Consider the following 22,944-nt stretch of genomic DNA (forward strand, 5'->3'; position numbering starts at 1 on the left):
CCGTGACGCTTCTTACAATGGGGTTGAGCGGCCAGTAGGAAGCACACACTATTGGTCATCCCGACGAACAAGGAACTGTCATGCCCACCGAACGCATTACCTTTGCCGGTCACGACGGCAACCAATTGGCCGCGCGCCTGGATTTGCCGGACGGGCCGGTCCTGGCCACGGCGCTATTTGCGCATTGTTTCACCTGTTCCAAAGACATCCCTGCTGCACGCAGGATTGCGGCCCGACTGGCGGCGATGGGCATCGCCGTTCTGCGATTTGACTTCACCGGGCTGGGGCATTCCGGCGGAGAATTTGCCAACACAACCTTTACCTCCAATGTCGAAGACCTGATCGCTGCCTCGCATTACCTGGCTGGCCGCAACATGGCTCCGGCATTGCTCATCGGTCATTCCTTGGGCGGTGCGGCTGTGCTGCGCGCCCGCGCCGGAATTCCAAGCGTCAAAGCCGTGGTCACGCTGGGCGCACCCGCGGATCCGGGCCACGTCGCCCACCACTTTGAAGCCGCATTGCCTGAGATCACGCAGGCTGGATCAGCGGACGTGATGTTGGGCGGTCGTCCCTTCCGCATTGGCAAAGCGTTTGTGGATGATATTTCCGAGGCAGCTCTGATGCCGGCTATTGCGGACCTGAAGGCCGCTTTGTTGATCTTGCATGCACCTCGGGACGAGACCGTAAGCATCGACAATGCCAGTACAATCTTCCTGGCCGCCAAACATCCCAAAAGCTTTGTGACACTCGACGATGCCGATCACCTGATTACCCGCGCATCCGATGCGGAATACGCGGCGGACGTGATCACCGCGTGGGTTACGCGCTACGTCAAGCTCTGCCCGCCGGCCCCACCACCTGGCGCACCCGAAGGTGTTGTTCGCGTGACCGAAGCTGATCCGGAAGGGTTCCTTCAAGACATTCAATCCGGTCCCCGGCACCATGCCGTCGCGGACGAGCCCGTCTCATACGGTGGCACCGACCGTGGCATGTCGCCCTACGGGTTCGTGTCATCTGGACTGGGGGCTTGCACATCGATGACTATCCGCATGTACGCGCGGCGCAAGCGGTGGCCGCTGAAAACCGTTTCAGTCGATGTGTGCCACAACAAGGTGCATGCGCAGGACGCGGGGCTGGCCAACGAAGGAAAAGTCGATCAGTTCCGCCGCAAGATCCGCCTTGAAGGTCCGCTGACGGCCGAGCAACGCGCGCGACTGCTGGAAATCGCGGACAAATGCCCGGTCCACAGAACCTTGGAAGGGTCAGCCCAGATCACAACTGAATTACTGGACTGACCTGTCGGTTCAGCGCCGGCCTGCGGGGCGGTGAATAGGCGGCCGTGCCGCCGGGGGTCGTGCAACCGGTGGCCGTGGCCTGTTCGGCGGTCGCGACACCGGTGGTCTGTTCGGTGGCTTGGCGATTGGCGGAACGGGACGCGCAGGTGGGCGACCATCGGGTGGCCGGGGTCGATCCGGCCGGTCGATGTCTATATCTACATCCACGTCGTGATAGTAGTCGTTCCACAACATCGAGTCGTAGAACGGGTCATACCCGTAACCTACCCCGACGGTTACGCCATCACAGGCCGAAAGCGTCAGGCTTGCTGCCCCCAATCCAAGGGCGAGGGCTGCGCGTTTGATCAGTTTTCCGGTCATGTGCGCCTCCTCACTGCAGGGACCGGAACGACGCGAACACGGCGTTCAGATCGTCCACATAAGCCGGATCAGCACCATCGCGCAGGATCGCAACTGCGATGGCCACGCGCCTCTTCGGCAAGTCAATCACGGAAACAGTAAAGTTCACACCGCGCCCTTCGCGACTGCCGGTCCCGCGAATAACCCGTGCGGGCAATCCGCCGATACGCGTCGTCGTGGTTTCGGACACTGTCGGGTCCTTGACCAAAAACCTGTCTATGTCTTCAAGATACCGCAGACCGCCATCGATCGAGGCCACGCCTGCAGGCGAAACAAAGCCCATCCAGACATTGTCGTCCGTGACTGGCCGCATCCCCATGACCCGGGCCACGGCACGTGAATCGCTCAGCTCGGTATCCTCAATTTCGCGCGGGCCACCGGTGCGCAGCGCCCAGAAGTCGGGTACAGAAAAGCCGAACAGCGCCCGCCCGTTGTCCGTATAAGTGACAGGAGTGTCGGCGGATGCCGTCCCGACGCTCAGCAAAAGCGAAGCGCAAACAGCGAGTGCCGAAGCTAATTGAATACGCATATCTCAATAACCTGATGATTTCATTGAATGCAGATTGACCTGCCGTGGGCCCTTTTGTCCAGCATTCCAATGTGAGGGCACAAAAAAACCGCGCCAGGAGACCTCCGGGCGCGGTTGTGTCAGATTTGACTTGGCTGGAGGTTACGAGCGTGCGTCGCCCACCAGCTTCCACAGGCCAGGGATCAGCAGTGCAGCCAGCACCAGCTTGATCGCGTCGCCCACCAGGAACGGTGTCAGACCCCACTGCAGGATCGGCTGATCCCATCCGTACAGCTGACCCAGCCACAGCAGACCGGGCACGTAGATCACGACATTTGCCAGAACCAGAGCCAACGCCATCTTGCCGAACGAACGGTCCCAGCCTCGCGCGGCCAGTGCGCCCAACAGAACGGTTGCCAGCAGGTAACCGACCAGATAGCCGCCGGTACCGCCCATCATGTAAGTCAGACCAAATTTCTCGGCCGAGGAACCTGCGAACACATCGAAGCCCAACGCGCCGATCAGCAGGTAACCCAGCATGGTGACCAACCCCAGACGCGTGCCGTAGGCGGTGCCGATGGTCAGCACGGCAAAGGTGCCCATTGTGATCGGGACAGGCCACATCGGAACCTTGATCTTGGCAGCAATTGCCAGCGCAAGAATACCTAGTGCCACCAGCACAACTTGCTTGACGCGCAGCGCGATGCCTTCGCGCGGGCCAATCGCATTGGCCAGTACATTCGCATTCATTATTATGTCTCCACCTATTTTCAACTGCAGAAATGCCCGCTTAGAGCTTTGACTGCAACATGATTACGCTATCTTAACCGATATTCGGTGCTCATTTCATAAGATTTTCTGGGTCCCGAGACGATCCAGCGCACTGACCAGACTGGCCAGGCCGAAAAATCGTAGACAGCATCGTAGCTGTCGGGCGGGCAATCGTGGCGGTCGGACGCATGTGCCTGGCCCAAGGCCAGCCGGTGAAAATAGCGGCCGTCGTCAAAATTTATGGCAATCGCCTCACCCGCCGCGTGCCACAGGTACCTGCGCGTGCCTTTCATCTCGGCTTGCCCCGGCAAACGCAGCGTGACTTCTTCGTCGTATATCAAGCCGTCCTCGGTTGGGCTCAGGACCGTGTGACCATCGGCCTGCACCACCTGCCCCGCCTGCGTATCGAGAATGGTCCGGGTCAGGCTCCAATGGCCTTCGAAATCCGACAGTCTGCGCGGCAGGCTCATTCGGCGAGTATCCCGTCGGTCGCGGCACCGTTATCATCAACGAACCGGATCACTTTGCCACTTTGCTGGACATCATAGCAGGCCCAAAAATCCGAAGGCGGCCAGACCGAGCAATAACGGTCCTCGCGCACTGCCCACCGCCCTGCGCTGGGCCCGCCCGAGAAATACTGCGTCAGCATCGTGTCATCGAAGGTCTGCCAGATACCTTCCCCGTAATCGAGCTTCTGTTCGGTCAATACCGACAGAATTTCATCCCCCGTCAGCGTTCTGAACTCCTCTGCCACCAGAAAACCGGGCCAAAGGGCCAAAATCAGGGCAAACCGTCTCATATTCGCACTCGCGCCTTGTTCCTTTGTCTGTGCGGGTTTAAACCCCGCCGCAACGCCTCCTGCCAAATCACAATAAGGTGCCGCTGCCAATGATTCCACGCTATTCCCGCCCCGATATGGTCGCCATCTGGTCGCCCGAATCCAAGTTTCGCATCTGGTACGAGATCGAGGCACATGCCTGCGACGCCATGGCGGACCTGGGTGTGATCCCGCGCGAGAATGCCGAGGCTGTCTGGAAAGCCAAAGACGTGGAATTCGACGTGGCTCGCATCGACGAAATCGAAGCGGTTACCAAGCACGACGTCATCGCCTTCCTGACCCATTTGTCCGAACATGTCGGCAGCGAAGAGGCGCGTTTTGTCCATCAGGGCATGACCAGCTCGGACGTACTCGACACTTGTTTCAACGTGCAACTGACCCGCGCCGCCGACCTGCTGATCGCAGATCTCGAAGGTCTGCTGGCTGCCCTGAAACGCCGCGCAATCGAACACAAGGACACGGTCCGCATCGGCCGCAGCCACGGTATCCACGCAGAGCCAACCACCATGGGCCTGACCTTCGCGCGTTTCTACGCCGAGATGGACCGCAACCTTTCCCGCATGCGCGACGCCCGCGCTGAAATCGCCACTGGCGCGATCAGCGGCGCGGTTGGCACCTTCGCCAATGTTGACCCGCGTGTGGAAGAGCATGTCTGCGACCAGCTGGGTCTGGTGCCCGAGCCGATTAGCACTCAGGTCATCCCGCGCGACCGTCATGCAGCGTTCTTTGCCACGCTGGGGGTTATTGCCAGCAGCATCGAGAACGTCGCCATCGAAATCCGCCACATGCAGCGCACCGAGGTGCTGGAGGGGGCCGAGTTCTTCTCGATGGGTCAGAAAGGCTCCTCAGCCATGCCACACAAGAAAAACCCGGTGCTGACCGAGAACCTGACCGGGTTGGCCCGCATGGTGCGCGCGGCAGTGATCCCGGCGATGGAAAACGTGGCGCTCTGGCACGAGCGCGATATCTCGCATTCCTCGGTTGAACGCATGATCGGGCCGGATGCCACGATCACGTTGGATTTTGCACTGGCGCGACTGACAGGCGTGATCGACAAGATGTTGATCTTCCCCGAGAACATGATCGAAAACATGAACAAGTTCCCTGGCTTGGTAATGAGCCAGCGGGTTCTGCTGGCACTGACCCAAGCAGGTGTCAGCCGTGAAGATGCCTATGCCATGGTTCAGCGCAACGCGCTGAAAGTCTGGGAACACCGCACCGATTTCAAAGAAGAACTGCTGGCAGACGCGGACGTCACCGCCGCGCTGAGTCCGGAGGAAATCGAAGAGAAATTCGATCTCGGCTATCACACCAAACACGTTGATACGATTTTCGCCCGCGTGTTCGGCGAATAACCCGCGATTGATCAAATGCTTCGCAGGGCCCGGTTCGCGTGACGCGATCCGGGCCCTGCTCTTTTGCCAGACAGGCCAAAACAGGCTATGATGCCAGTGTATGTCCGGACAGGAGAAACACGATGATCCGCACTTTGATTTGCGCTGTGGCCCTTAGTTGTTCAGCCTCCGTTGCCTTAGCTTGTAGTGGCCATTCCAAGCAAACCCAGTCCTGCGCGCCGGGCACGTATTGGGATTCAGAAGCCCAAACCTGCGCCAAAATTGTGAATAGCTGATAAAAAAATTCCTTATTCGTGAATAAACGCGAGCCTTCGGTTGTTAGCTTTTGAGAGAAACGCACTATGCTTTCTGTAAGTAGCCCAGACAACGGAGTAGGAAAATGCGCCTAGTACTCGCTTCAGCCATCGCCCTTCAGGCCTTTGCATTCGCGCCGGTCGCGCTTGCCGCTGGCGGTGACAGCAGCCCGCCAAAACCGACCAACACGACCAAGAAGTGTTTCTTCGGTCGCGTCTATGACAAAGACGCCGGACGGTGCGTGAAGCCGGACAAGACCAACTTTACTGAAGAAGAGCTGTATGACGCCGTGCGCGAACTGGCCTATGACGGACAGTTAGAAAATGCACAGGACATCCTGCGCATCATGGATCAGGATGATGATCGCGTGTTGACTTACTGGGGTTTCACCTACCGCAAAATGGGTGAGCTTGATCTGGCGAATGCCTTCTATTCGAACGCCATTGAGGCGAATCCCGACAACATACTGGCGCGCAGCTATATGGGTCAGGGCTATGTCACCGAAGGCAAAACCGATCTTGCCATCGCACAGTGGCGCGAGATCAAGGCGCGCGGCGGTGAAGGCACCTGGGCCGAGGCATCCCTGCGCGAGGCGATCCGCACCGGGCTGACTTACAACTACTAAACTTCAGCCTTTCTTTACCCGACTCTCCGTAATCTGCCTGTGGAACAGAAACTTGGCACCACGGGCAGATGCAGGACACAAACTCTTTGGTTCAACTGGCACCGGGGACATCAACACCCGCAGCCGACGCCCAGAACGACGCGCCCCGCGTCGTCCCCAAGGCGTTGAGCAACCGACAAAAAGCCGCCGTCGTGGTGCGTCTTTTGTTGAATGAGGGCGCAGATATCCCCCTGGAAGAACTTCCCGACGATTTGCAGGAAAAGCTGACGCACCAGCTGGGTCAGATGGGCCTAGTGGATCGCATCACGCTGGCATCCGTCGCACATGAATTTGCCGAAGCGCTGGACAGTGTCGGCCTGTCTTTTCCACATGGGTTGGCCGGTGCTCTGGACGCAGTCAGCGACAAGATTACGCCGGCAACAGCGGCTAGGTTGCGGAAGGAAGCCGGGGTGCGCCAGATCGGCGATCCGTGGCAACGGCTGCGCGAAATCCCGACAGAAGATTTGGCCACCATCGCTCTGGCCGAAAGCACTGAAATTGCAGCGGTCATGTTGTCCAAGCTGGAAACTGCGAATGCCGCGCAACTTCTGGGTCACCTGCCCGGCCCGGTCGCGCGGCGCATCACCTATGCCGTGTCTAAAACGGCCAACATCACACCCGAGGCGGTTGAACGGATTGGCTGGTCGCTGGCGGCGCAAATTGATCGACGTCCCGCCACGGCCTTTTCGGATGGCCCCGGCGTGCGGGTCGGTGCGATTCTGAACCAATCAGCCGCAGCGACGCGCGACGGGCTTTTGACGGCCCTAGATGAAGAAGACACCGACTTTGCAGCTTTGGTGCGCCAATCGATATTCACCTTCGCCCATATCCCGGCGCGCATCCTGCCCCGGGACGTGCCTGCGATTCTGCGTGGATTGGATCAGGCTGATCTCGTCACCGCCTTGGCTGGCGCCACGGCCGAGAATGACAAAGCCGCGGTCGATTTCCTGCTATCCAACATGTCGACGCGTATGGCGGATAACCTGCGCGAGGAATTCACCGAACGCGGCAAGGTGAAACTGGCAGAAGCAGAAGAAGCTATGACACTTGTCATCGGCTCAATTCGAACACTGGTCGACGAAGGCGCAATAGCGTTGATCGAAGAGGATAGCGAAGAGTGACGGGCTAGTCCGATCCGGCAAGACAAAGCATGGCTTTGTTTTGCAACGCTTGTGGTTGCGGTTTCCGCCTTGTATGTCTTGCCCGGCAAATCGCAACAGCCGGTGAGACCTATTCATGCCCGTCGAAAAGTCGGAACTAAGCCGCACAGAGCTTAGAAAATACTACATCACTGGATTGTTCATGAAGGGCGTCATCGGGACCTTGCGGTTGCTGCCCTATGAAGCTCGCCTGGCCACCATGGGCGCAATCGCGCGTGGGCTTTCACCGTTGATCGGCTTTACCAAACGCGTGCGCAGCAACTTGAAATTGACCCGCCCTGACCTGTCAGAGGCCGAGGTCAACAGAATTTGCAGTGCCGTTCCGGACAATGCCGGTCGCGCGATTATGGAGCATTTTTCGCCCGAAGGGTTCACCGAACGTCAGCGCACGGCAAAGGTAAGCGGTTCGGGTGTTGCCGCATTTGACACTGCCGTCGCCGAAGGGCGACCGATCATGATGATCACCGCGCATTTTGGTCACTATCTTGCAGCACGCATCGCCCTGCAGGAACGCAGCGGTCAACCGATTGGGTGCCTCTATCGCCGCATGGCGAACCCTTATTTCAACGACATGTATGTCGAAGCGTTCCATAAGACCGGCTCGCCGATGTTCGAGCAAGGCCGTCGCGGAATGGTCGAGATGGTGCGTTCGCTCAAAAAAAATGGGATCATCGCGATCGTATCCGATCTGCACGCCCATGGCGGTGAAGAGCTGACATTCTTTGGCAAACCCGCCGTGACCTCAGTCCTGAATGCAGAACTGGCAATGAAATACAACGCCGTCCTGATCCCATGCTATGCAGTGCGGCAACCAAACGGCGTGGATTTTGAAATCGTGCTACACGACCCGGTGCCGCATACAGATCCGAAGACCATGACCCAGTTCACCAATGACGATCTTGAGGCCATGGTCAGACAGCATATGGGTCAGTGGTTTTGGATCCACCGGCGCTGGAAAGCCTGGAACGGTTTGGGCGTGCAACCCGAGGACATGCCCTGATTATTTGACCCGCGCGGCCGCCACGATCGGGCCGTGCCCTGCCCTTTGCACCAGCACAACTGCCGGAAATTCTGTGTCGACGGTTACCGAATACGCCTGAGGCGCGACGCCGTCCCATTGACCTGCCATATGCCAGGCCTCGACAACATTGGCATAGTCCAGATCGTGACCAGCCAGCTCTCCGCGTCGGATCGAGGCATGGCGCATCGGTGAATACTGAATGACCCGGATGTCATAGGTTTCTCCGGCCGGCAGTTCGATCGGCGTCACATCCACCGATACGTCTTCGCCCGAGCGCACGGCCGTCACGGATGCTTGCGGGGCGGCCTTGAGGTGCGCATTGATCAAACGATCCAGTTCCCGCGATTGCGCTCCGACAACATCCTGCTGCCCATTCACCACCATCTGAGGCGTATAGATCATCGACCGCCCACCTTCTCGCGCATAAGTACGCTGGCGCAGAGTGTGATCCGGGTCAGCATATTCGTCCTTCCAGCCGATGTAGTCCCAGTAATCCACATGCAGTGCCAAGCCGATCACATCGTCGCGTTTGGCCAAATCATGCATGATCCGGTCGGCAGGCGGACAGGAAGAACAGCCCTGAGACGTGAACAACTCAACCACAACCGGATCGCCCTCGGCCAAGGCTGCTGTGGAGAGAAACAAAGAAACTAGCGCTGTTGCGCGGATGGATCTGAACATTTCGGGTCTCGGGCCTTTGGCTGGATGTACCGACCGGTTTAAACGCAAGCCCGTTCAACCTCCAATCAACGTTTCTTGAGACATGCGACCATCGTTACCCTTAAATTATGTGTGCAATGGTATACATAACTCAACGAGCTCACCACCTTGGTCCTTGAACCAAAGGCGTAGGTGATGCAGATAACTATTAGCGAATCCCGGGATCTAAGTCATTTCAGAGGGAGGCCACAGATGCCCATCAAAGTCGGACAAGATACCGCCAAAACACGCCGCAACCTTAGCGTGAATGGCAAATCCATTTCATATTACTCGATCCCTGCCGCGCAAGAGGCTGGTCTGGGTGATTTTTCCAAGCTTCCCGCCGCGCTCAAAGTGGTTCTGGAAAACATGCTGCGGTTCGAGGACGATGGCTTTTCCGTCGCGGTCGACGATATCAAAGCCTTTGGCGAATGGGCACGTAATGGCGGCAAGAACCCGCGCGAGATTGCCTATCGCCCTGCCCGCGTGTTGATGCAGGACTTTACCGGCGTTCCGGCTGTTGTTGATCTGGCCGCGATGCGCGATGGCATCAAAGGGCTGGGCGGCGATGCGCAGAAGATCAACCCGCTGAACCCGGTTGATCTGGTCATCGACCACTCGGTCATGATTGATGAATTCGGTAACCCGCGCGCGTTCCAGATGAACGTGGATCGCGAATATGAACGCAACATGGAGCGTTACCAGTTCCTGAAATGGGGGCAGTCGGCCTTTAACAACTTCCGTGTTGTTCCCCCCGGAACCGGCATCTGCCATCAGGTAAACCTAGAATATCTGGCCCAAACAGTCTGGACCGACACCGATCAGAACGGCGACGAAGTCGCCTACCCCGACACGCTGGTTGGCACCGACAGCCACACCACCATGGTCAATGGCATGGCCGTGCTGGGCTGGGGCGTCGGCGGGATCGAGGCTGAGGCCGCGATGCTGGGCCAGCCGATCTCGATGCTCATCCCCGAGGTCGTGGGTTTTGAGCTGACCGGCGCGATGGTGGAAGGCACCACTGGCACTGACCTTGTTCTGAAAGTCGTCGAGATGCTGCGCGCGAAAGGCGTGGTGGGCAAATTCGTCGAGTTCTACGGGAGCGGTCTGGACCGTTTGCCGCTGGCTGACCGCGCGACGATTGCCAACATGGCCCCCGAGTATGGCGCGACCTGCGGCTTCTTCCCGATTGATGGTGAGACCCTGCGCTATATGCGTAACACCGGTCGGGATGAGGATCGCCTGGCACTGGTCGAAGCTTATGCCAAGGAAAACGGCCTTTGGCGTGATGAGAACTACGCGCCCATCTACACCGACACTCTGACGCTGGACATGGGCACGATCGTTCCCGCTATCTCCGGCCCGAAACGCCCGCAGGACTATGTTGCGCTGACCGACGCCAAGGCGGCATTTACCAAGGAAATGGCCGAAACCTTTAAGCGCCCGATGGGCAAGCAGGTCGTGGTCAAGGGCGAAAACTACGGCATGGAATCGGGCAAGGTTGTGATTGCCTCGATTACCTCCTGTACCAACACCTCGAACCCTTACGTGATGATCGGTGCCGGTCTGGTGGCGAAAAAGGCGCATGAGCTGGGCCTGAACCGCAAACCTTGGGTCAAAACTTCGCTGGCCCCCGGCTCGCAGGTTGTGTCTGAATACCTTGAGGCGGCTGGCCTGCAGCAACATCTGGATGCCATCGGGTTCAACCTGGTTGGTTATGGCTGCACCACATGCATCGGCAACTCTGGCCCGATTCAGAGGGAGATCAGCGAAGCGATTGCCGAAGGTGATCTGGTCGCCACGTCCGTTCTGTCCGGCAACCGCAACTTTGAAGGCCGGATTTCGCCGGACGTGCGGGCCAACTACCTCGCCTCGCCACCGCTGGTTGTAGTCTATGCGTTGGCTGGCACCATGGATATCGACCTGACATCCGAGCCGATTGGGCAGGACAAGGACGGCAATGACGTCTTCATGAAGGACATCTGGCCAACCCAAAGCGAAATTGCCGAGCTGGTGCAGGAAACTGTCACCCGCGAAGCGTTCCAGTCGAAATATGCGGATGTCTTCAAAGGCGATGAGAAATGGCAAAGCGTCGAGGTTCCGCAACAGGAAACCTATGACTGGCCGCCGACTTCGACCTATATCCAGAACCCTCCCTATTTTCAGGGAATGGGTACCGAGCCGGGCACGATCTCAAATATCGAAGGTGCCAAGGTGTTGGCGGTTCTTGGGGACATGGTCACGACCGACCACATCTCACCCGCAGGGTCTTTTGCAAGCACCTCGCCTGCCGGTCAGTACCTGATCGAACGTCAGGTGCAGCCACGCGAGTTCAACTCCTACGGTTCCCGCCGCGGCAACCACGAGGTCATGATGCGTGGCACATTCGCCAACATCCGCATCAAGAATGAGATGCTGGACGGCGTCGAAGGCGGCTATACCAAAGGTCCTGACGGCGAACAGGCTTCGATCTACGATGCATCAATGGCCTACCAGGAACTAGGCCTTCCGCTGGTCGTCTTTGGTGGCGAGCAATACGGCGCCGGCTCATCCCGGGACTGGGCTGCCAAGGGCACGGCCTTGCTGGGCGTCAAAGCCGTGATCGCCGAAAGCTTTGAGCGTATCCACAGGTCCAACTTGGTTGGAATGGGCGTAATCCCGTTCGAGTTCACCGGCGGCGACACCCGCAAGACACTGGGCCTGACAGGCGACGAAACCGTCTCGATCCATGGCTTGGATTCGGTCGAGCCGCTGCAAGAAGTGCCCTGCACCATCATCTTCGGCGACGGAACCGAGAAAACGATCACGCTGAAATGCCGGATCGATACCGCGCCCGAGATCGAATACATCGAAAACGGCGGCGTGCTGCAATATGTGCTGCGGAACCTTGCCAAGGACGCTTAAAGCAACAAAGCCCCGGCCAATGCGCCGGGGCTTTTTCTTGGGTGCCAATGCAACTAGCAGAAATAAGAAATAGAGCGCGTGCCGCAGGCACGCTCCGGATGGCAACGGATCAGATCACTCGCCAGCTTTTTCCAATGCCGGGCGGATCCTGCTTTCGATGACGCGCTGCGTAATCGGACCGGCAAAGCGCAGGATGATTGTGCCCTCTCCGTCGATTACATAAGTTTCCGGAACACCGTAAAGACCCCAGTCCAGCGCCATGCGCCCTTGTTCATCCCGTCCGATGGCCTCATATGGGTCGCCCAGTTCGGTCAGAAAACCTTCGGCATTGGCCAACTGATCCTTGTAGTTGATGCCATAGACCGGGATGCCCTCTTCGGACAGCGCCTCAAGGTTGGGGTGCTCAGCCCGGCAGGGCGCACACCAACTGGCCCAATAGTTGACCAGCTTGACCTCACCATCACGCAGGGTGTCATCGTCGAACAACGTTTTGCCCGGGAACTCGGTCAGAACGACAGGTGGGGCGGGCTGCCCTTCGCGTGCAGATGGCAAGGCATCGGGGTCATCCCGGAACATGCCAATGCCGGCCAGAACGGCAAAAGCGCCGAAGATCAACGGCGGCGCAATCATCAAGGGTGAGATTTTAGCCATTGCGCGACATCCTGTGTTCGACCTTTTCCATTTCCGCCCGGACTTTGCGCCCGCGCATTACGCTGAGAGCGACCAGTGCAATCAGCAACCCCAGCGAAGCCGCATAGGACCACAGGACCACGTCGGCATATTTTCCAAGATCAGGGATCATCCGTTTAGCCTTTCTCGCGCCAGCAGCGCCTTGATCCGTCGCGCCCGGATTTCCGTTCCTGTGCGATACAGAACCAACGCAATGAACAGCAGCACAAATCCGATGATACATACCAGCAGCGGATAGAAATAAATGTTGCTGACTTTTTCTTCGGTATCCGCGCCGGTGACGGCTGCGGCGCGCATCACGGATGCCCCCTGATGCAGGCCTTGGTTCCAGAAGTTCACCGCATAGCGGCTGAGCAAGGCAAAAACCGACCCCACCAGACACAGGACCGAGGTCAGATCAGCGGCTGTATCGGAATCCTCGATCGCTTCCCACAGGGCTACGTAGCCAAGGTAAAACAGAAACAGGATCAGGAAAGCCGTCAGGCGTGGATCCCAGGCCCACCACGTGCCCCACATCGGTTGCCCCCAGATCGCGCCGGTTGCCAACGCGATTAGGGTCATCACGATACCGATGGGAGCTGCCGCTCGCGCAGCGAGTGCACTGACATGGTGGCGGCGCACCAGCCAGACCAAAGATGTGGCCAGCATCATCAGCCAGCAATTGATCGCCATCAGCGCCGCAGGCACATGCAGGTAAATGATCTTGACGGTCGAGCCCTGCTTGTAGTCATCCGGCGTGAAGAAAAAGCCCCAGATCAGCCCGACGACCAGACACACAAAAGAAGTCATCCAGAAGAACGGCAGGACCCGCTCGCTGGTCGCGAGGAATTTACGCGGGTTGGCGTATTCCCAGAGGGTATTGGCTTTGGCTGCGATAGACATGGGCTCTATTTAGTCCGACTCGTGTTTGTTCTCAATTGACATCAGTCAAACTGCGACCGTGTCACCGAAGGTTGATCCGCAGCACGGCTGCACTGGCAAAAGGCAACAGAGCAATCGTGGCCGCCGTGATCCCTGCCAGCATCAACAACGGTGTCTGCGTTTCCATCCCCGTGGCGCCGCGGCGTGCGACTTCGGCCCCGAAGATCAGCGTGGGAACATACAGCGGCAGGACAAGCAATGACAACAATAGCCCCCCGCGTTTCAGGCCGACAGTCAGAGCTGCGCCGAAGGTCCCGATCACACTCATGGCCGGGGTGCCGACCAAAAGTGAGATCACCAGCCAGAAAAAGCCTGGCACCGGCAAGTTCAGTAGCACACCCAGAAACGGCGCGGCCAGAACCAGTGGCAAACCCGTTGTTATCCAGTGGGCCAGCGCCTTGATCGACACAACCGCCTCAAGCGGCAAGGGCGCGGTGGCCAACAGGTCAAGCGACCCGTCTTCCCAATCCAACGCAAGCAAACGATCAAGCGATAACAGGCAGGCCAAAAGCGCGCCCAGCCAAAGCACACCCGGGGCAATGGTCGACAGCAGCGAAGATTGCGGGCCGACTGAGAACGGCACCAGAACAGTCACAATCAAAAAGAACGCCAGACCAAGGCCAAAACCCCCGCCCGCGCGGAAGGCCAGTTTCAGGTCGCGCAGCAGCAGGGCGATCACAGGAAGCCTCCGTCAAAGTCGTCGATGGGTTTTGGTTTGGCTTTGTTGGGACCCACATCCAGCACCGCACCGTCCAGACCAAGGTCGATATGGGTGGCGATCAGGGCGGAACCGCCCTGCCCTAGATGGGCACGAACGGTATCGGCAAACATCTGGACGGCGCTTTTGTCCAGTGACACCGTCGGTTCGTCCAGCATCCAGATCGGCCGCCCGGTGACCAGCATCCGGGCCAGTCCAAGCCGACGTTTCTGCCCGGCGGACAGGTTTCCCGCATGGCGGTCCGACAGCTCGTTCAAAGCAAAGGCATCCAATGCCGGTTGGATGTCATCTGTCCCAAAGACCGAGGCCCAGAAGGTCAGGTTTTCCACAACCGTCAACGTTGGCTTCAACCCGTCGGAATGCGAGGCGTAGGCAATTTGATCCTCGGCCCCGACAATGGTTCCGCTCAACGCCGGCTGCAACCCCGCAAGTGTACGCAACAAAGTTGTTTTGCCGATCCCGTTTGGCCCACGCAGGATCAGTGCTTGCCCGGATTGAAGCGAGAAGTTGAGCCCCTCGAGCACGGGGATACCCCCGCGGGTGATGGCAAGATCGGTTACGGTCAGTGTCATACGTTCCCGCTTATCTTATTGCGCATAGGGGCAAAAGGCGGGATTTGCCGCAGGGCAATGCCCGAGCCGCTGTCGGATAAGCATGAAAATGAGGGGCCAGCCCTTCGCGCTCCTGGGATATTTTTGGCCAGATGAAACGGATCCCGTCAGGTGGGAAGCAAAGCCAGCGCGATGCGGCGGCCTTCGGAGAGCAGTACATTGTAGGTACGGCAGGCTGCAGGAGAGTTCATGATCTCAACGCCTATGCTGGCCTGCTCAAGCGCCGCTCGAAGGTCTGAGGGGATATGGGCCAGATCAGCGCCCGTTCCGATCAACAGGACATCCACATGCCCAGCCAGTGTAAGCAAAGAGGATTGATCGTCGTATCCGCCCCAACCGGTGGTGCCCGATGGACCGGTCAGAACCGCCCCTTCGTGGACCTGGCCACCAATACGGAAAAAGCCGGGCCCGTAGCCATCGACCGGTGTTGCGTTGTTATATGTGATCTCATTCAACCGCATGGATATCTTCTATGCCCCAAAGCGGCAGGCCCGACAAGGCGGCCAGCGCGATGACAACGTAGGCGGCGGTGCGGTAGAGCTTTTCCTTTTCCGGGTTGAACAGCCAGCCGCCCAGCCAATTGCCCAAAAGGTTCGGAACCGACAAAGCCAGCCCCAGAACAACACTGTCGAAAGTCACGCGCCCCATAGCAGACAGAAAGCCAAAAATAAGAAAGTCGAAGCCGAAAAGGAACAGCAGGATCGTAGCCCGAATGACTTCTACCGGCAGCGGACGGGACATGTAGAACAGGATCACCGCCGGTCCAGGCAACCCAGCGACGCCGCCGAGAAACCCCGCAGCGCCACCGATGGCTGTCACCATCGCGCGTCGCACGCGGCCTTGGTAGCGTAATCCAAGGATCAGGATTGCGAGCATGAACAAGGCCAGGAAGCTGACCGCGTATCGGAAAACCTCGGGCTCGACCTGCGTGAGGACCCACAAGCCAACAGGCAGGATCAAAGCGCAGCCAAGCAGCAGCCGTGCCAGGTCTCCGCGGTCTACGGCGCGCCACGCCCGTCGCAGGTTAGGCAGGGGCCCAAAGATATCCATGATCGTCAGTCCGATCAGCGCCCCAAACGGGCCGAGGAACGGAGTGGCCAGAGGCAGAAAAATCAGCGCGGTGCCAAAGCCGGAAAACCCGCGTACGATGCCGCCTAGTGTCGCTGCAAAAAAGATAACGGCCAGCCCCGTTGGGGACTGGCCGAGAAGATCAGGCATCCACATTTGCGAACTGGTTGCCCGCGTTGTTGGAGGGCTTCGACCAGTCGCGCTTGACGCCCAGCCACAGCAGGATCGTCGAGGCCACAAAGACCGAGGAATACGTCCCTACGATCACGCCCCAGATCATCGCGAAGACAAAGCCGCGGATCACGTCCCCGCCCAGCACATAAAGCGAGATCAGCGCTAACAGGGTGGTAACCGAGGTCATCACCGTCCGGCTGAGCGTTTCGTTGATCGAGATGTTCAGAACCTCTTTCAGGTCCTTTTTCTTGTATTTCCGCAGGTTCTCGCGGACGCGGTCAAAGACGACCACGGTGTCGTTCAGCGAATACCCCACGATGGTCAGCAATGCGGCGATGATGGCCAGATCGAACCGGATTTGCAGTTCCGAGAAGATGCCGATGGTGAGGATTACGTCGTGGACCAATGCGGCCACCGCGCCCAAGGCGAACTGCCATTCGAAACGCAGCCAGATATATACCAGCACCGCCCCTATCGCCAACACCACCGCGATAACGGCAGTTTGGATCAGCTCACCCGAGACTTTAGGACCGACGGATTCAACGCTTTCAAACGGCAATTTGAGGCCCGGATCAGCAGCAGCAAGCACCTCGCCGACCTGATTGATCACGTCCGATGTAACCGCCTCGGCGTCTTCTTGAGCCTGGATACGGATCATCGCAACATTCTCATCCGGTCCAAAGTTTGGATCGAAGATCTCTGTGATTGTCACATCCCCCAATTCCAACGGGGCAAGGGCGTCACGATAGACTCCGACATCAATCTCTTGGGTGCTTTGCGTCCGGATCGTTGTGCCACCGCGGAAGTCGATGCCGAAGTTCAGCCCCTGAAGCATGAAGGACGTGAACGCCACGATCATCATCAAGGCCGAGATACCCAGCCAGATTTTCCATCGGCTGAAGAAATCGAACGAGGTATTCTGGGGTACGAGTTTCAGTCTCATGTCAAACCTCGATCGTTTTCGGGCGGCGGCGTTCAAACCAGATCACGATCATCAGGCGCGTCACGAAGATCGCGGTGAAGACCGAGGTCAGAATGCCCAGACCCAGCGTGATGGCAAAACCGCGGACCGGACCGCTGCCCATGGCAAACAGGATAACAGCGGTGATGAACGTGGTCACGTTTGCGTCCAGAATGGCCGACAACGCCTTTTCATAACCCAGTTCGATCGCGCGCGCCGGGCCTCTGGCTGATTTCAGTTCTTCGCGGATACGCTCAAAGATCAGCACGTTGGCATCCACCGCCATACCAACCGTCAGCACGATACCGGCGATACCGGGCAGCGTCAGGGTGGCTCCGATCAGGGACAACAGACCAAACAGCAGGCCGACGTTGATGATCAGGGCGATGTTGGCAAAGAGACCAAACAAACCATAGCTGAGCGCCATAAAGGCAAGCACCGCGACGAAGGCCACGATGGTTGCGACCTTACCCGCGTCGATGCTGTCCTGCCCCAGTTCAGGGCCGATGGTACGCTCTTCGAGGAATTCCAGCCCGGCTGGCAACGCGCCTGCGCGCAACAGAACAGCCAGATTGGTGCTTTCTTCGACGGTGAAGTTGCCGGTGATGATGCCCGAGCCGCCGGGAATGTGGCTTTGGATGACCGGGGCTGAGATGACCTCATCATCAAGAATGATTGCGAACGGCTGGCCGATATTTTCCAGCGTATAGTCGCCGAACTTGCGTGCCCCCGATGTGTTGAACCGGAAGCTGACCGCTGGGCGACCGTTCTGGTCGAAGGCTGGCTGCGCGTCCACCAGCTCTTCACCGGTGACGACTGGGGCCGCCTCGACTGTGTAAAACAAACCGGTTTCGTCGATGGAGGGGAGGACCTGTTCGCCAGTCCCCGGCACTGCGTCCGGGTTGGTACCCCGCGCCACAACGGGATTGAATGTCAGCTGAGCGGTGGTGCCGATGATCTCTTTCAGTTCACCAGCACTGCCGATACCCGGCACCTGAATAAGGATACGATCCGCACCCTGACGTTGGATCGTGGGTTCACGCGTTCCGACCTCGTCAATACGGCGGCGCACAATCTCAAGCGACTGGCGCACAGTGCGGTCGTCTGTGGCAAGTTTTTCCGCCTCGGACAGTTGAACGACGATTGTGTCGCCCTCAGCCCGTGCCTCGATATCGGTTGCACCTACACCGGTCAGGGTTTGCACCTGACGGGCCAGGCCGCGCACAACTTCAAGCGCGCGGGCCGTGCCCTCGGGCTGGCTGATGCGCACCCGAATCTCGTCCGGGGCCGACTCTTGCTTGCGGATGGTGCCTACAGTGGCGCGCTCATCCCGCAGCGCATCGCGAATTTCGGGCCACATGGCCTCCATCCGGGATTCGTACACATCGCCGACCTGAACTTCGGCCAACAGATGCGCACCACCGCGCAGATCGAGGCCCAGATTGACCAGCGACGACGGCAGCCAGTTCGGCCATTGCGCCGCCTCGGCCTGCATTTCGGGGGTGTCGATGCCAAGCTCAATTGCGGCCTTGGCATCGTTGGATTGCTCGACGCGCGTATAAAACGCATTCGGCAGGGCAAGGATCAGACCGATCACGCAGACCAGCCAGATCAGAACCCGCTTCCAGGTATCAATTTGCAGCATTACCCTGCCTTTTCAAGGAATTGTGGCGCGAAGTTACTTCGCGGGCTCAGTCTTGTTCAGAACCTGCGCAATGGTCGACTTGACCACACGAACCTTCACACCCTCGGCGATTTCAACTTCGATCTCGTTGTCGCCTTCCTTGACCTTGGACACCTTGCCGATCATTCCACCCTGGGTGACAACCTGATCGCCGCGACGCACGGCTTCGACCATGGCCTGATGTTGCTTCATCTTTTTTTGCTGCGGACGGATCAGCAGAAAATACATGATCGCGAAGATCAGGATCAGCGGGAGAAACTGGGCGATTGCGCCACCTTCCATGGGATATTCCTTTGTTTTGGTGCTGCGGAAATGCTCCGCAAATTTGGCGGGAACCTATGCTCTGAATTGCGCCTTTGCAAGCGAAGGCAACGCTGTACACCGCCCTGACCCGGCCACAGTGCACAAAGAACAAGCCAGGCGTTGCAGATATGTCCTAGGCACCTCGCTGAAACCGGGTATAGTTCGGGTTAAGGGGGACATATGGCAAGGCAATTCAAGCCCTTCCTTTTGCTGGTTTATTTTCTGACGGCCCTGGCGTCCAGCCTGTGGTTTTCGGACGTCGTACTGGCACAGGAAACACCGACAGAGCCCCCTGCTTCTGACGGGGCGGACTCGGACAGTTTCGTGGCTCCGGTCATCGTGGACGGGGACGTATTGTTCCAGGTCAGGGGATCCAGTGCCCTGCCCGCGCCAGAGCGGGCGGAAGACGTTCAGGACAAGATCATCGAAATCGCCGAAGCCTCGGATGCACTGACGGTTGAGGTGACATACGAAGAGACCGAGTTCGGCATTTGGACTCTGGCCGATGGCGAGAGAGTCTCGATCGTCACCGAAGCCGATGCCGAGTTGGATCAGATGGAGCTTAGCGTTCTAAGCGTTTTGCACGGGAACGCGATCAAAAAATCCATCGAAGACTATCGCGCCAACCGCACCGATCGGGCGCGCGTGTCCGGTGCGATTGAGGCAGTGGCATGGACCATTGGTTTTGTGGCGTTTGTGGTGGCAATCCTGTGGGTGCACCGTCGGATTCGACGGAAGACATTAAAATTTGTCTCACTTCACCTCAAGGACGTGGAAACTGCCACAGCCAAAAGCGTTCAGGCCGAAGCGATCGCTGCGCTGGTACGATATGGGTTGAACTTCGTTCTGCTCATCATCTTCTTTCTCGGCTTTTATTACTACCTTTCGTTTGTTCTGCTGGCTTTCGCCGAAACCCGCTATTTTGCGCAGCTGTTGCTGACCTATCTGACCGAGCCGGTACTGCTGATCTTCAAAGGCATTATCAGTTACATCCCCAATTTGATCATGCTGGGCCTGATTTCTTGGGTGGCGCTGTACATCATCAAGGGGATGCGGGTGTTCTTCGACGCGGTCGAGGCGGGTTCCTTCGACATGGGCGATTTCGAAAAGCACTGGGTCAGCCCAACCTTCAACATTGCCCGTGTTGTGGTGATCATGATCGCCTTGGTCTTTGCCGTTCCCTACATCCCCGGATCGGATTCGGCGGCGTTCCAGGGGTTGACGATCCTGGTGGGTGCCATGCTGTCGCTTGGTGCAAATTCTGTCGTCTCAAACATGCTGGCAGGACTGTTTGTGATCTATCGTCGCTCGACCTCGATCGGGGACCGAATTCAGATCGGCGACCACATCGGCGATGTAGTTCAGATCAAACTGATGGAGACGCATCTGAAATCCATTAAGAACGAACTGATCTCGATCCCTAATGCGCAACTGATGAATTCGGATGTGGTGAACTTCTCGAAGAAAACAGACGGCAGCGGACTGCTTCTGCATACCACGGTTGGCATCGGCTATGAAGAGCCGCCCGAGAAGGTCGAGGCGATGCTGATCGAGGCCGCCAACCGCACCAAGGGGATCAAGTCCAAGCCGGAACCGTTTGTTTTGTGGACAGCATTAGCCGATTACGCGATCAATTATCAAATCAACGGGTATTCGACACGCGGCAGTATTATTCCAAAGATTAAATCGGACCTGCATCGCAACATCGTGGCCGTGTTCAATGAAAACAGTGTGCAGATCATGACGCCCTCTTACATGGCTGATCCGCCTGATCCCAAGATCCCAACCGAACATTGGGATGGCCATCTGGCGCATGAAAAACACGAGGATGCCGATAAGTCGTAACCGGCGCTACACCCCGCCATTCAGATGGTGCATAAGCGGTTTCAGTGATTCACGCATTTAAGGATCTGAACCATGCACGACATCCGCGCCATTCGCGAAAACCCCACCGCCTTCGACGCCGCACTTGCGCGCCGTGGGGACGCGCCGGTGTCGTCAGATTTGCTGAGACTGGACGAAAGCCGCCGGGCCAAGATTCAGTCCGCAGAAACGGCACAAGCCGAACAGAACAAGGCCAGCAAAGAGGTCGGTGCCGCCAAGGCACGCGGCGACGAGGATGAATTCCAACGCCTGCGCGCACTGGTCGCCGAGAAAAAGGCCGAAATCGCCCGGATGCAGACCGAGGCCAAGGATCTGGATGCGCTGCTGACTGATCAGCTGATCCGCATCCCGAACCTGCCCGCCGAGGACGCGCCAGAAGGTGCGGACGAGAACGACAATGTCGAGGTCAACCGCTGGGGCACTCCGCGTGAGTTGGATTTTTCACCGAAAGAGCATTTTGAAATCGAGGCCGTACAGAACGGCATGGATTTTGAAACGGCGGCAAAGCTGTCCGGCTCGCGCTTTGTCCTGTTGTCCGGCGGCGTCGCCCGCGTTCACCGCGCACTGGCGCAGTTCATGCTGGACACGCACATCAACGAAAACGAACTGACCGAAGTGAATGCTCCGGTTCTGGTTCTGTCCGAGATGATGCAGGGTACCGGCCAATTGCCGAAGTTTGGCGAAGACAGCTATCAGACCCGCGAAGGCTGGTGGCTGATCCCGACGTCCGAGGTGTCCCTGACCAATATCGTCAACGACACAATGATTGAAGAAAACTATCTGCCCCGCCGCTATACCGCTCATTCCTTGTGCTTCCGGTCTGAGGCCGGATCGGCTGGCCGGGACACGCGCGGCATGTTGCGCCAGCACCAGTTCGAAAAGGTCGAGATGGTCTCGGTCACCCATCCCGACAAGTCGGATGATGAGCAAAAACGCATGCTGCGTTGTGCCGAGGGTATTCTGGAAAAGCTGGGCATCCCCTATCGCACAGTGATCCTGTGCACAGGCGACATGGGCTTTGGCGCGCGCCGAACCTTTGACATCGAAGCGTGGCTGCCGGGTCAGGATACGTACCGTGAGATTAGCTCAGTCTCGACTTGTGGTGATTTTCAGGCCCGCCGGATGAACGCGCGCTTCCGCCCCGAGGCTGGGGGCAAACCGGAATACGTTCACACGCTGAACGGATCCGGCCTGGCTGTTGGGCGCTGCCTGATCGCCGTGCTGGAAAACGGCCAGAATGCAGACGGCACCATCACCCTGCCCGAGGTTCTGGCCCCCTATTTGGGTGGCAAGCTGACGCTGCAGCTGGACGGCACGCTGGCATAAGAAAACCGGCGACCAACAGGGCGCCGGTTCAAGAAGCTGCAAGGCGGAGAAGGCTTACTTCTTCGCCTTTTTCTTATCCTTCTTCTTGTCTTTTTTCTTATCTTTCTTCTTGTCCGTCTTGTCGGTTTTTTTCTTTTTATCTTTCTTCTTATCCTTCTTCGTCTTGGCCTTCACCTTGTCCTTGGCTTTCGAGAAGACGGCTTCCATCTCCTGAAGCTTTTTAGCGGCCTTTTCAGCCTTGGCTTTGGCCTTGGCCTTCTTTTTTGCCTTGGCTTCTGCCAGTTCGGCTGCGGCCTTTTCCTCAGCCGCTTTGCGCGCAGCCTCTTCCGCCCGCTTCTCGGCAGCGGCGGCAGCGATCGTTTTGCGGGGCGCTGTTCGGCGCGCTGCAGGCTTTTTGGCAGGCGCGCGGCGCGTACTTGTTTTCGCTGCAGGGCGTTTGGCGGCTGGCTTAGTCCCGGCGGGTTTTGCGGCTGCCGGTTTCGTTGCAATCGCCTCTTTCGCGGCGGCAATCAAGACGGCTGCGCGGGCTTTGCCGATACGAGGAACTTTGACCAGTGCAGCGGGGCTTGCCTTGGCAACGGCTTCAGCGGTTTTGAAGCCGTTGGCTGTAAGTGACTTTCCTAGCCCCTCTCCAACGCCTTTTATTGCGGTCACTGCGGTCATTCTTTGTCCTTTCCGATTTTCCCTGCGTTATCT

The 22,944-nt window shown here is 58.2% G+C and carries 25 protein-coding genes; 8 read left to right on the forward strand and 17 right to left on the reverse strand.

The genetic code is table 11. From position 1 onward, the window contains the following. The first annotated feature begins 80 nt into the window (after nt 1-80). Nucleotides 81-1,295, forward strand: a complete 1,215-nt coding sequence (locus AC2FID_RS12055; protein WP_496836988.1) for a bifunctional alpha/beta hydrolase/OsmC family protein — start codon at nt 81-83, stop codon at nt 1,293-1,295. Nucleotides 1,296-1,304: 9 nt separating this feature from the next. Here AC2FID_RS12055 and AC2FID_RS12060 read toward each other — a convergent pair whose 3' ends face one another. The 5 genes from AC2FID_RS12060 to AC2FID_RS12080 all read right to left on the reverse strand — a co-directional run bounded on the left by AC2FID_RS12060 (nt 1,305) and on the right by AC2FID_RS12080 (nt 3,772). After that, nucleotides 1,305-1,655, reverse strand: coding sequence for a hypothetical protein (locus AC2FID_RS12060; protein ID WP_472724020.1), 351 nt, complete (start codon nt 1,653-1,655; stop codon nt 1,305-1,307). A gap of 10 nt (nt 1,656-1,665) precedes the next feature. Continuing rightward, nucleotides 1,666-2,223 carry a hypothetical protein gene (locus AC2FID_RS12065; RefSeq protein ID WP_496836990.1) on the reverse strand — a complete coding sequence of 186 codons (558 nt, stop codon included), beginning with the start codon at nt 2,221-2,223 and terminating at the stop codon, nt 1,666-1,668. Between the two features lie 141 nt (nt 2,224-2,364). Continuing rightward, nucleotides 2,365-2,952 (reverse strand): biotin transporter BioY, encoded by a 588-nt coding sequence (locus tag AC2FID_RS12070; protein ID WP_496836991.1) that lies wholly within the window; start codon nt 2,950-2,952, stop codon nt 2,365-2,367. 68 nt (nt 2,953-3,020) lie between these two features. Then, nucleotides 3,021-3,443, reverse strand: coding sequence for a DUF6314 family protein (locus AC2FID_RS12075; protein ID WP_496836992.1), 423 nt, complete (start codon nt 3,441-3,443; stop codon nt 3,021-3,023). Beyond that, nucleotides 3,440-3,772 (reverse strand): hypothetical protein, encoded by a 333-nt coding sequence (locus tag AC2FID_RS12080; protein ID WP_496836994.1) that lies wholly within the window; start codon nt 3,770-3,772, stop codon nt 3,440-3,442. Before AC2FID_RS12080 ends, AC2FID_RS12075 begins: the two co-directional genes overlap by 4 nt. 89 nt (nt 3,773-3,861) lie before the next feature. On the opposite strand from AC2FID_RS12080, the gene purB reads away from it, so the two are divergent. From purB to AC2FID_RS12100, 4 genes are all read left to right on the forward strand, one after another. Continuing rightward, nucleotides 3,862-5,166: an adenylosuccinate lyase gene (purB, locus tag AC2FID_RS12085; protein ID WP_058277485.1), complete on the forward strand. Its 1,305-nt coding sequence runs from the start codon at nt 3,862-3,864 to the stop codon at nt 5,164-5,166. Nucleotides 5,167-5,545: 379 nt separating this feature from the next. After that, complete coding sequence (locus AC2FID_RS12090; RefSeq protein WP_496740447.1) at nt 5,546-6,085, forward strand: tetratricopeptide repeat protein; 540 nt, start codon at nt 5,546-5,548, stop codon at nt 6,083-6,085. Between the two features lie 68 nt (nt 6,086-6,153). Further along, nucleotides 6,154-7,245 (forward strand): flagellar motor switch protein FliG, encoded by a 1,092-nt coding sequence (locus AC2FID_RS12095; RefSeq protein WP_496740448.1) that lies wholly within the window; start codon nt 6,154-6,156, stop codon nt 7,243-7,245. 115 nt (nt 7,246-7,360) lie between these two features. After that, the gene (locus AC2FID_RS12100) at nt 7,361-8,284 is read left to right on the forward strand and encodes a lysophospholipid acyltransferase family protein (protein WP_108860319.1); all 924 of its coding nucleotides are present in this window, start codon (nt 7,361-7,363) and stop codon (nt 8,282-8,284) included. Here AC2FID_RS12100 and AC2FID_RS12105 read toward each other — a convergent pair whose 3' ends face one another. After that, nucleotides 8,285-8,986: a DUF1223 domain-containing protein gene (locus AC2FID_RS12105; protein ID WP_496836997.1), complete on the reverse strand. Its 702-nt coding sequence runs from the start codon at nt 8,984-8,986 to the stop codon at nt 8,285-8,287. A gap of 231 nt (nt 8,987-9,217) precedes the next feature. On the opposite strand from AC2FID_RS12105, the gene acnA reads away from it, so the two are divergent. Further along, nucleotides 9,218-11,908, forward strand: coding sequence for an aconitate hydratase AcnA (gene acnA / locus AC2FID_RS12110; RefSeq protein ID WP_496836999.1), 2,691 nt, complete (start codon nt 9,218-9,220; stop codon nt 11,906-11,908). Between the two features lie 114 nt (nt 11,909-12,022). On the opposite strand, the gene AC2FID_RS12115 is transcribed toward acnA, so the two are convergent. The 10 genes from AC2FID_RS12115 to yajC all read right to left on the reverse strand — a co-directional run bounded on the left by AC2FID_RS12115 (nt 12,023) and on the right by yajC (nt 19,017). Next, on the reverse strand, nt 12,023-12,559 hold the full coding sequence (locus tag AC2FID_RS12115; RefSeq protein WP_496836699.1) for a DsbE family thiol:disulfide interchange protein: 537 nt from the start codon (nt 12,557-12,559) through the stop codon (nt 12,023-12,025). Continuing rightward, nucleotides 12,552-12,710 (reverse strand): heme exporter protein CcmD, encoded by a 159-nt coding sequence (ccmD, locus tag AC2FID_RS12120; protein WP_496836697.1) that lies wholly within the window; start codon nt 12,708-12,710, stop codon nt 12,552-12,554. Before ccmD ends, AC2FID_RS12115 begins: the two co-directional genes overlap by 8 nt. Beyond that, the gene (locus AC2FID_RS12125) at nt 12,707-13,480 is read right to left on the reverse strand and encodes a heme ABC transporter permease (RefSeq protein WP_058274037.1); all 774 of its coding nucleotides are present in this window, start codon (nt 13,478-13,480) and stop codon (nt 12,707-12,709) included. The genes ccmD and AC2FID_RS12125 overlap by 4 nt, the downstream gene beginning before the upstream one ends. A gap of 61 nt (nt 13,481-13,541) precedes the next feature. Further along, nucleotides 13,542-14,198: a heme exporter protein CcmB gene (gene ccmB / locus AC2FID_RS12130; protein WP_058274038.1), complete on the reverse strand. Its 657-nt coding sequence runs from the start codon at nt 14,196-14,198 to the stop codon at nt 13,542-13,544. After that, on the reverse strand, nt 14,195-14,809 hold the full coding sequence (gene ccmA / locus AC2FID_RS12135; RefSeq protein WP_282169318.1) for a heme ABC exporter ATP-binding protein CcmA: 615 nt from the start codon (nt 14,807-14,809) through the stop codon (nt 14,195-14,197). The genes ccmB and ccmA overlap by 4 nt, the downstream gene beginning before the upstream one ends. Before the next feature lie 146 nt (nt 14,810-14,955). Beyond that, a complete protein-coding gene (locus AC2FID_RS12140) occupies nt 14,956-15,309 on the reverse strand; it encodes an Mth938-like domain-containing protein (protein WP_058278135.1) in 354 nt (117 codons plus the stop codon). Next, complete coding sequence (locus AC2FID_RS12145) at nt 15,296-16,066, reverse strand: sulfite exporter TauE/SafE family protein (RefSeq protein ID WP_496837001.1); 771 nt, start codon at nt 16,064-16,066, stop codon at nt 15,296-15,298. Before AC2FID_RS12145 ends, AC2FID_RS12140 begins: the two co-directional genes overlap by 14 nt. Then, nucleotides 16,059-17,033, reverse strand: a complete 975-nt coding sequence (secF, locus tag AC2FID_RS12150; RefSeq protein ID WP_496837003.1) for a protein translocase subunit SecF — start codon at nt 17,031-17,033, stop codon at nt 16,059-16,061. The genes AC2FID_RS12145 and secF overlap by 8 nt, the downstream gene beginning before the upstream one ends. Before the next feature lies 1 nt (nt 17,034). After that, entirely contained in the window at nt 17,035-18,696 is a 1,662-nt protein-coding gene (gene secD, locus AC2FID_RS12155) for a protein translocase subunit SecD (protein ID WP_496837005.1), read from the reverse strand. A gap of 33 nt (nt 18,697-18,729) precedes the next feature. Continuing rightward, entirely contained in the window at nt 18,730-19,017 is a 288-nt protein-coding gene (yajC, locus tag AC2FID_RS12160) for a preprotein translocase subunit YajC (RefSeq protein ID WP_058274044.1), read from the reverse strand. Nucleotides 19,018-19,218: 201 nt separating this feature from the next. Between yajC and AC2FID_RS12165 the strand changes: the two genes are divergently transcribed. Continuing rightward, the gene (locus tag AC2FID_RS12165) at nt 19,219-20,883 is read left to right on the forward strand and encodes a mechanosensitive ion channel family protein (RefSeq protein WP_496705160.1); all 1,665 of its coding nucleotides are present in this window, start codon (nt 19,219-19,221) and stop codon (nt 20,881-20,883) included. A 72-nt stretch (nt 20,884-20,955) separates the two neighbouring features. Continuing rightward, nucleotides 20,956-22,248, forward strand: a complete 1,293-nt coding sequence (gene serS, locus AC2FID_RS12170) for a serine--tRNA ligase (protein ID WP_472724032.1) — start codon at nt 20,956-20,958, stop codon at nt 22,246-22,248. 54 nt (nt 22,249-22,302) lie between these two features. Here serS and AC2FID_RS12175 read toward each other — a convergent pair whose 3' ends face one another. Beyond that, the gene (locus AC2FID_RS12175) at nt 22,303-22,911 is read right to left on the reverse strand and encodes a helix-hairpin-helix domain-containing protein (RefSeq protein WP_472724033.1); all 609 of its coding nucleotides are present in this window, start codon (nt 22,909-22,911) and stop codon (nt 22,303-22,305) included. Nucleotides 22,912-22,944: the final 33 nt, after the last annotated feature.

The organism is Ruegeria sp. CDSC068 (genome assembly GCF_059610545.1).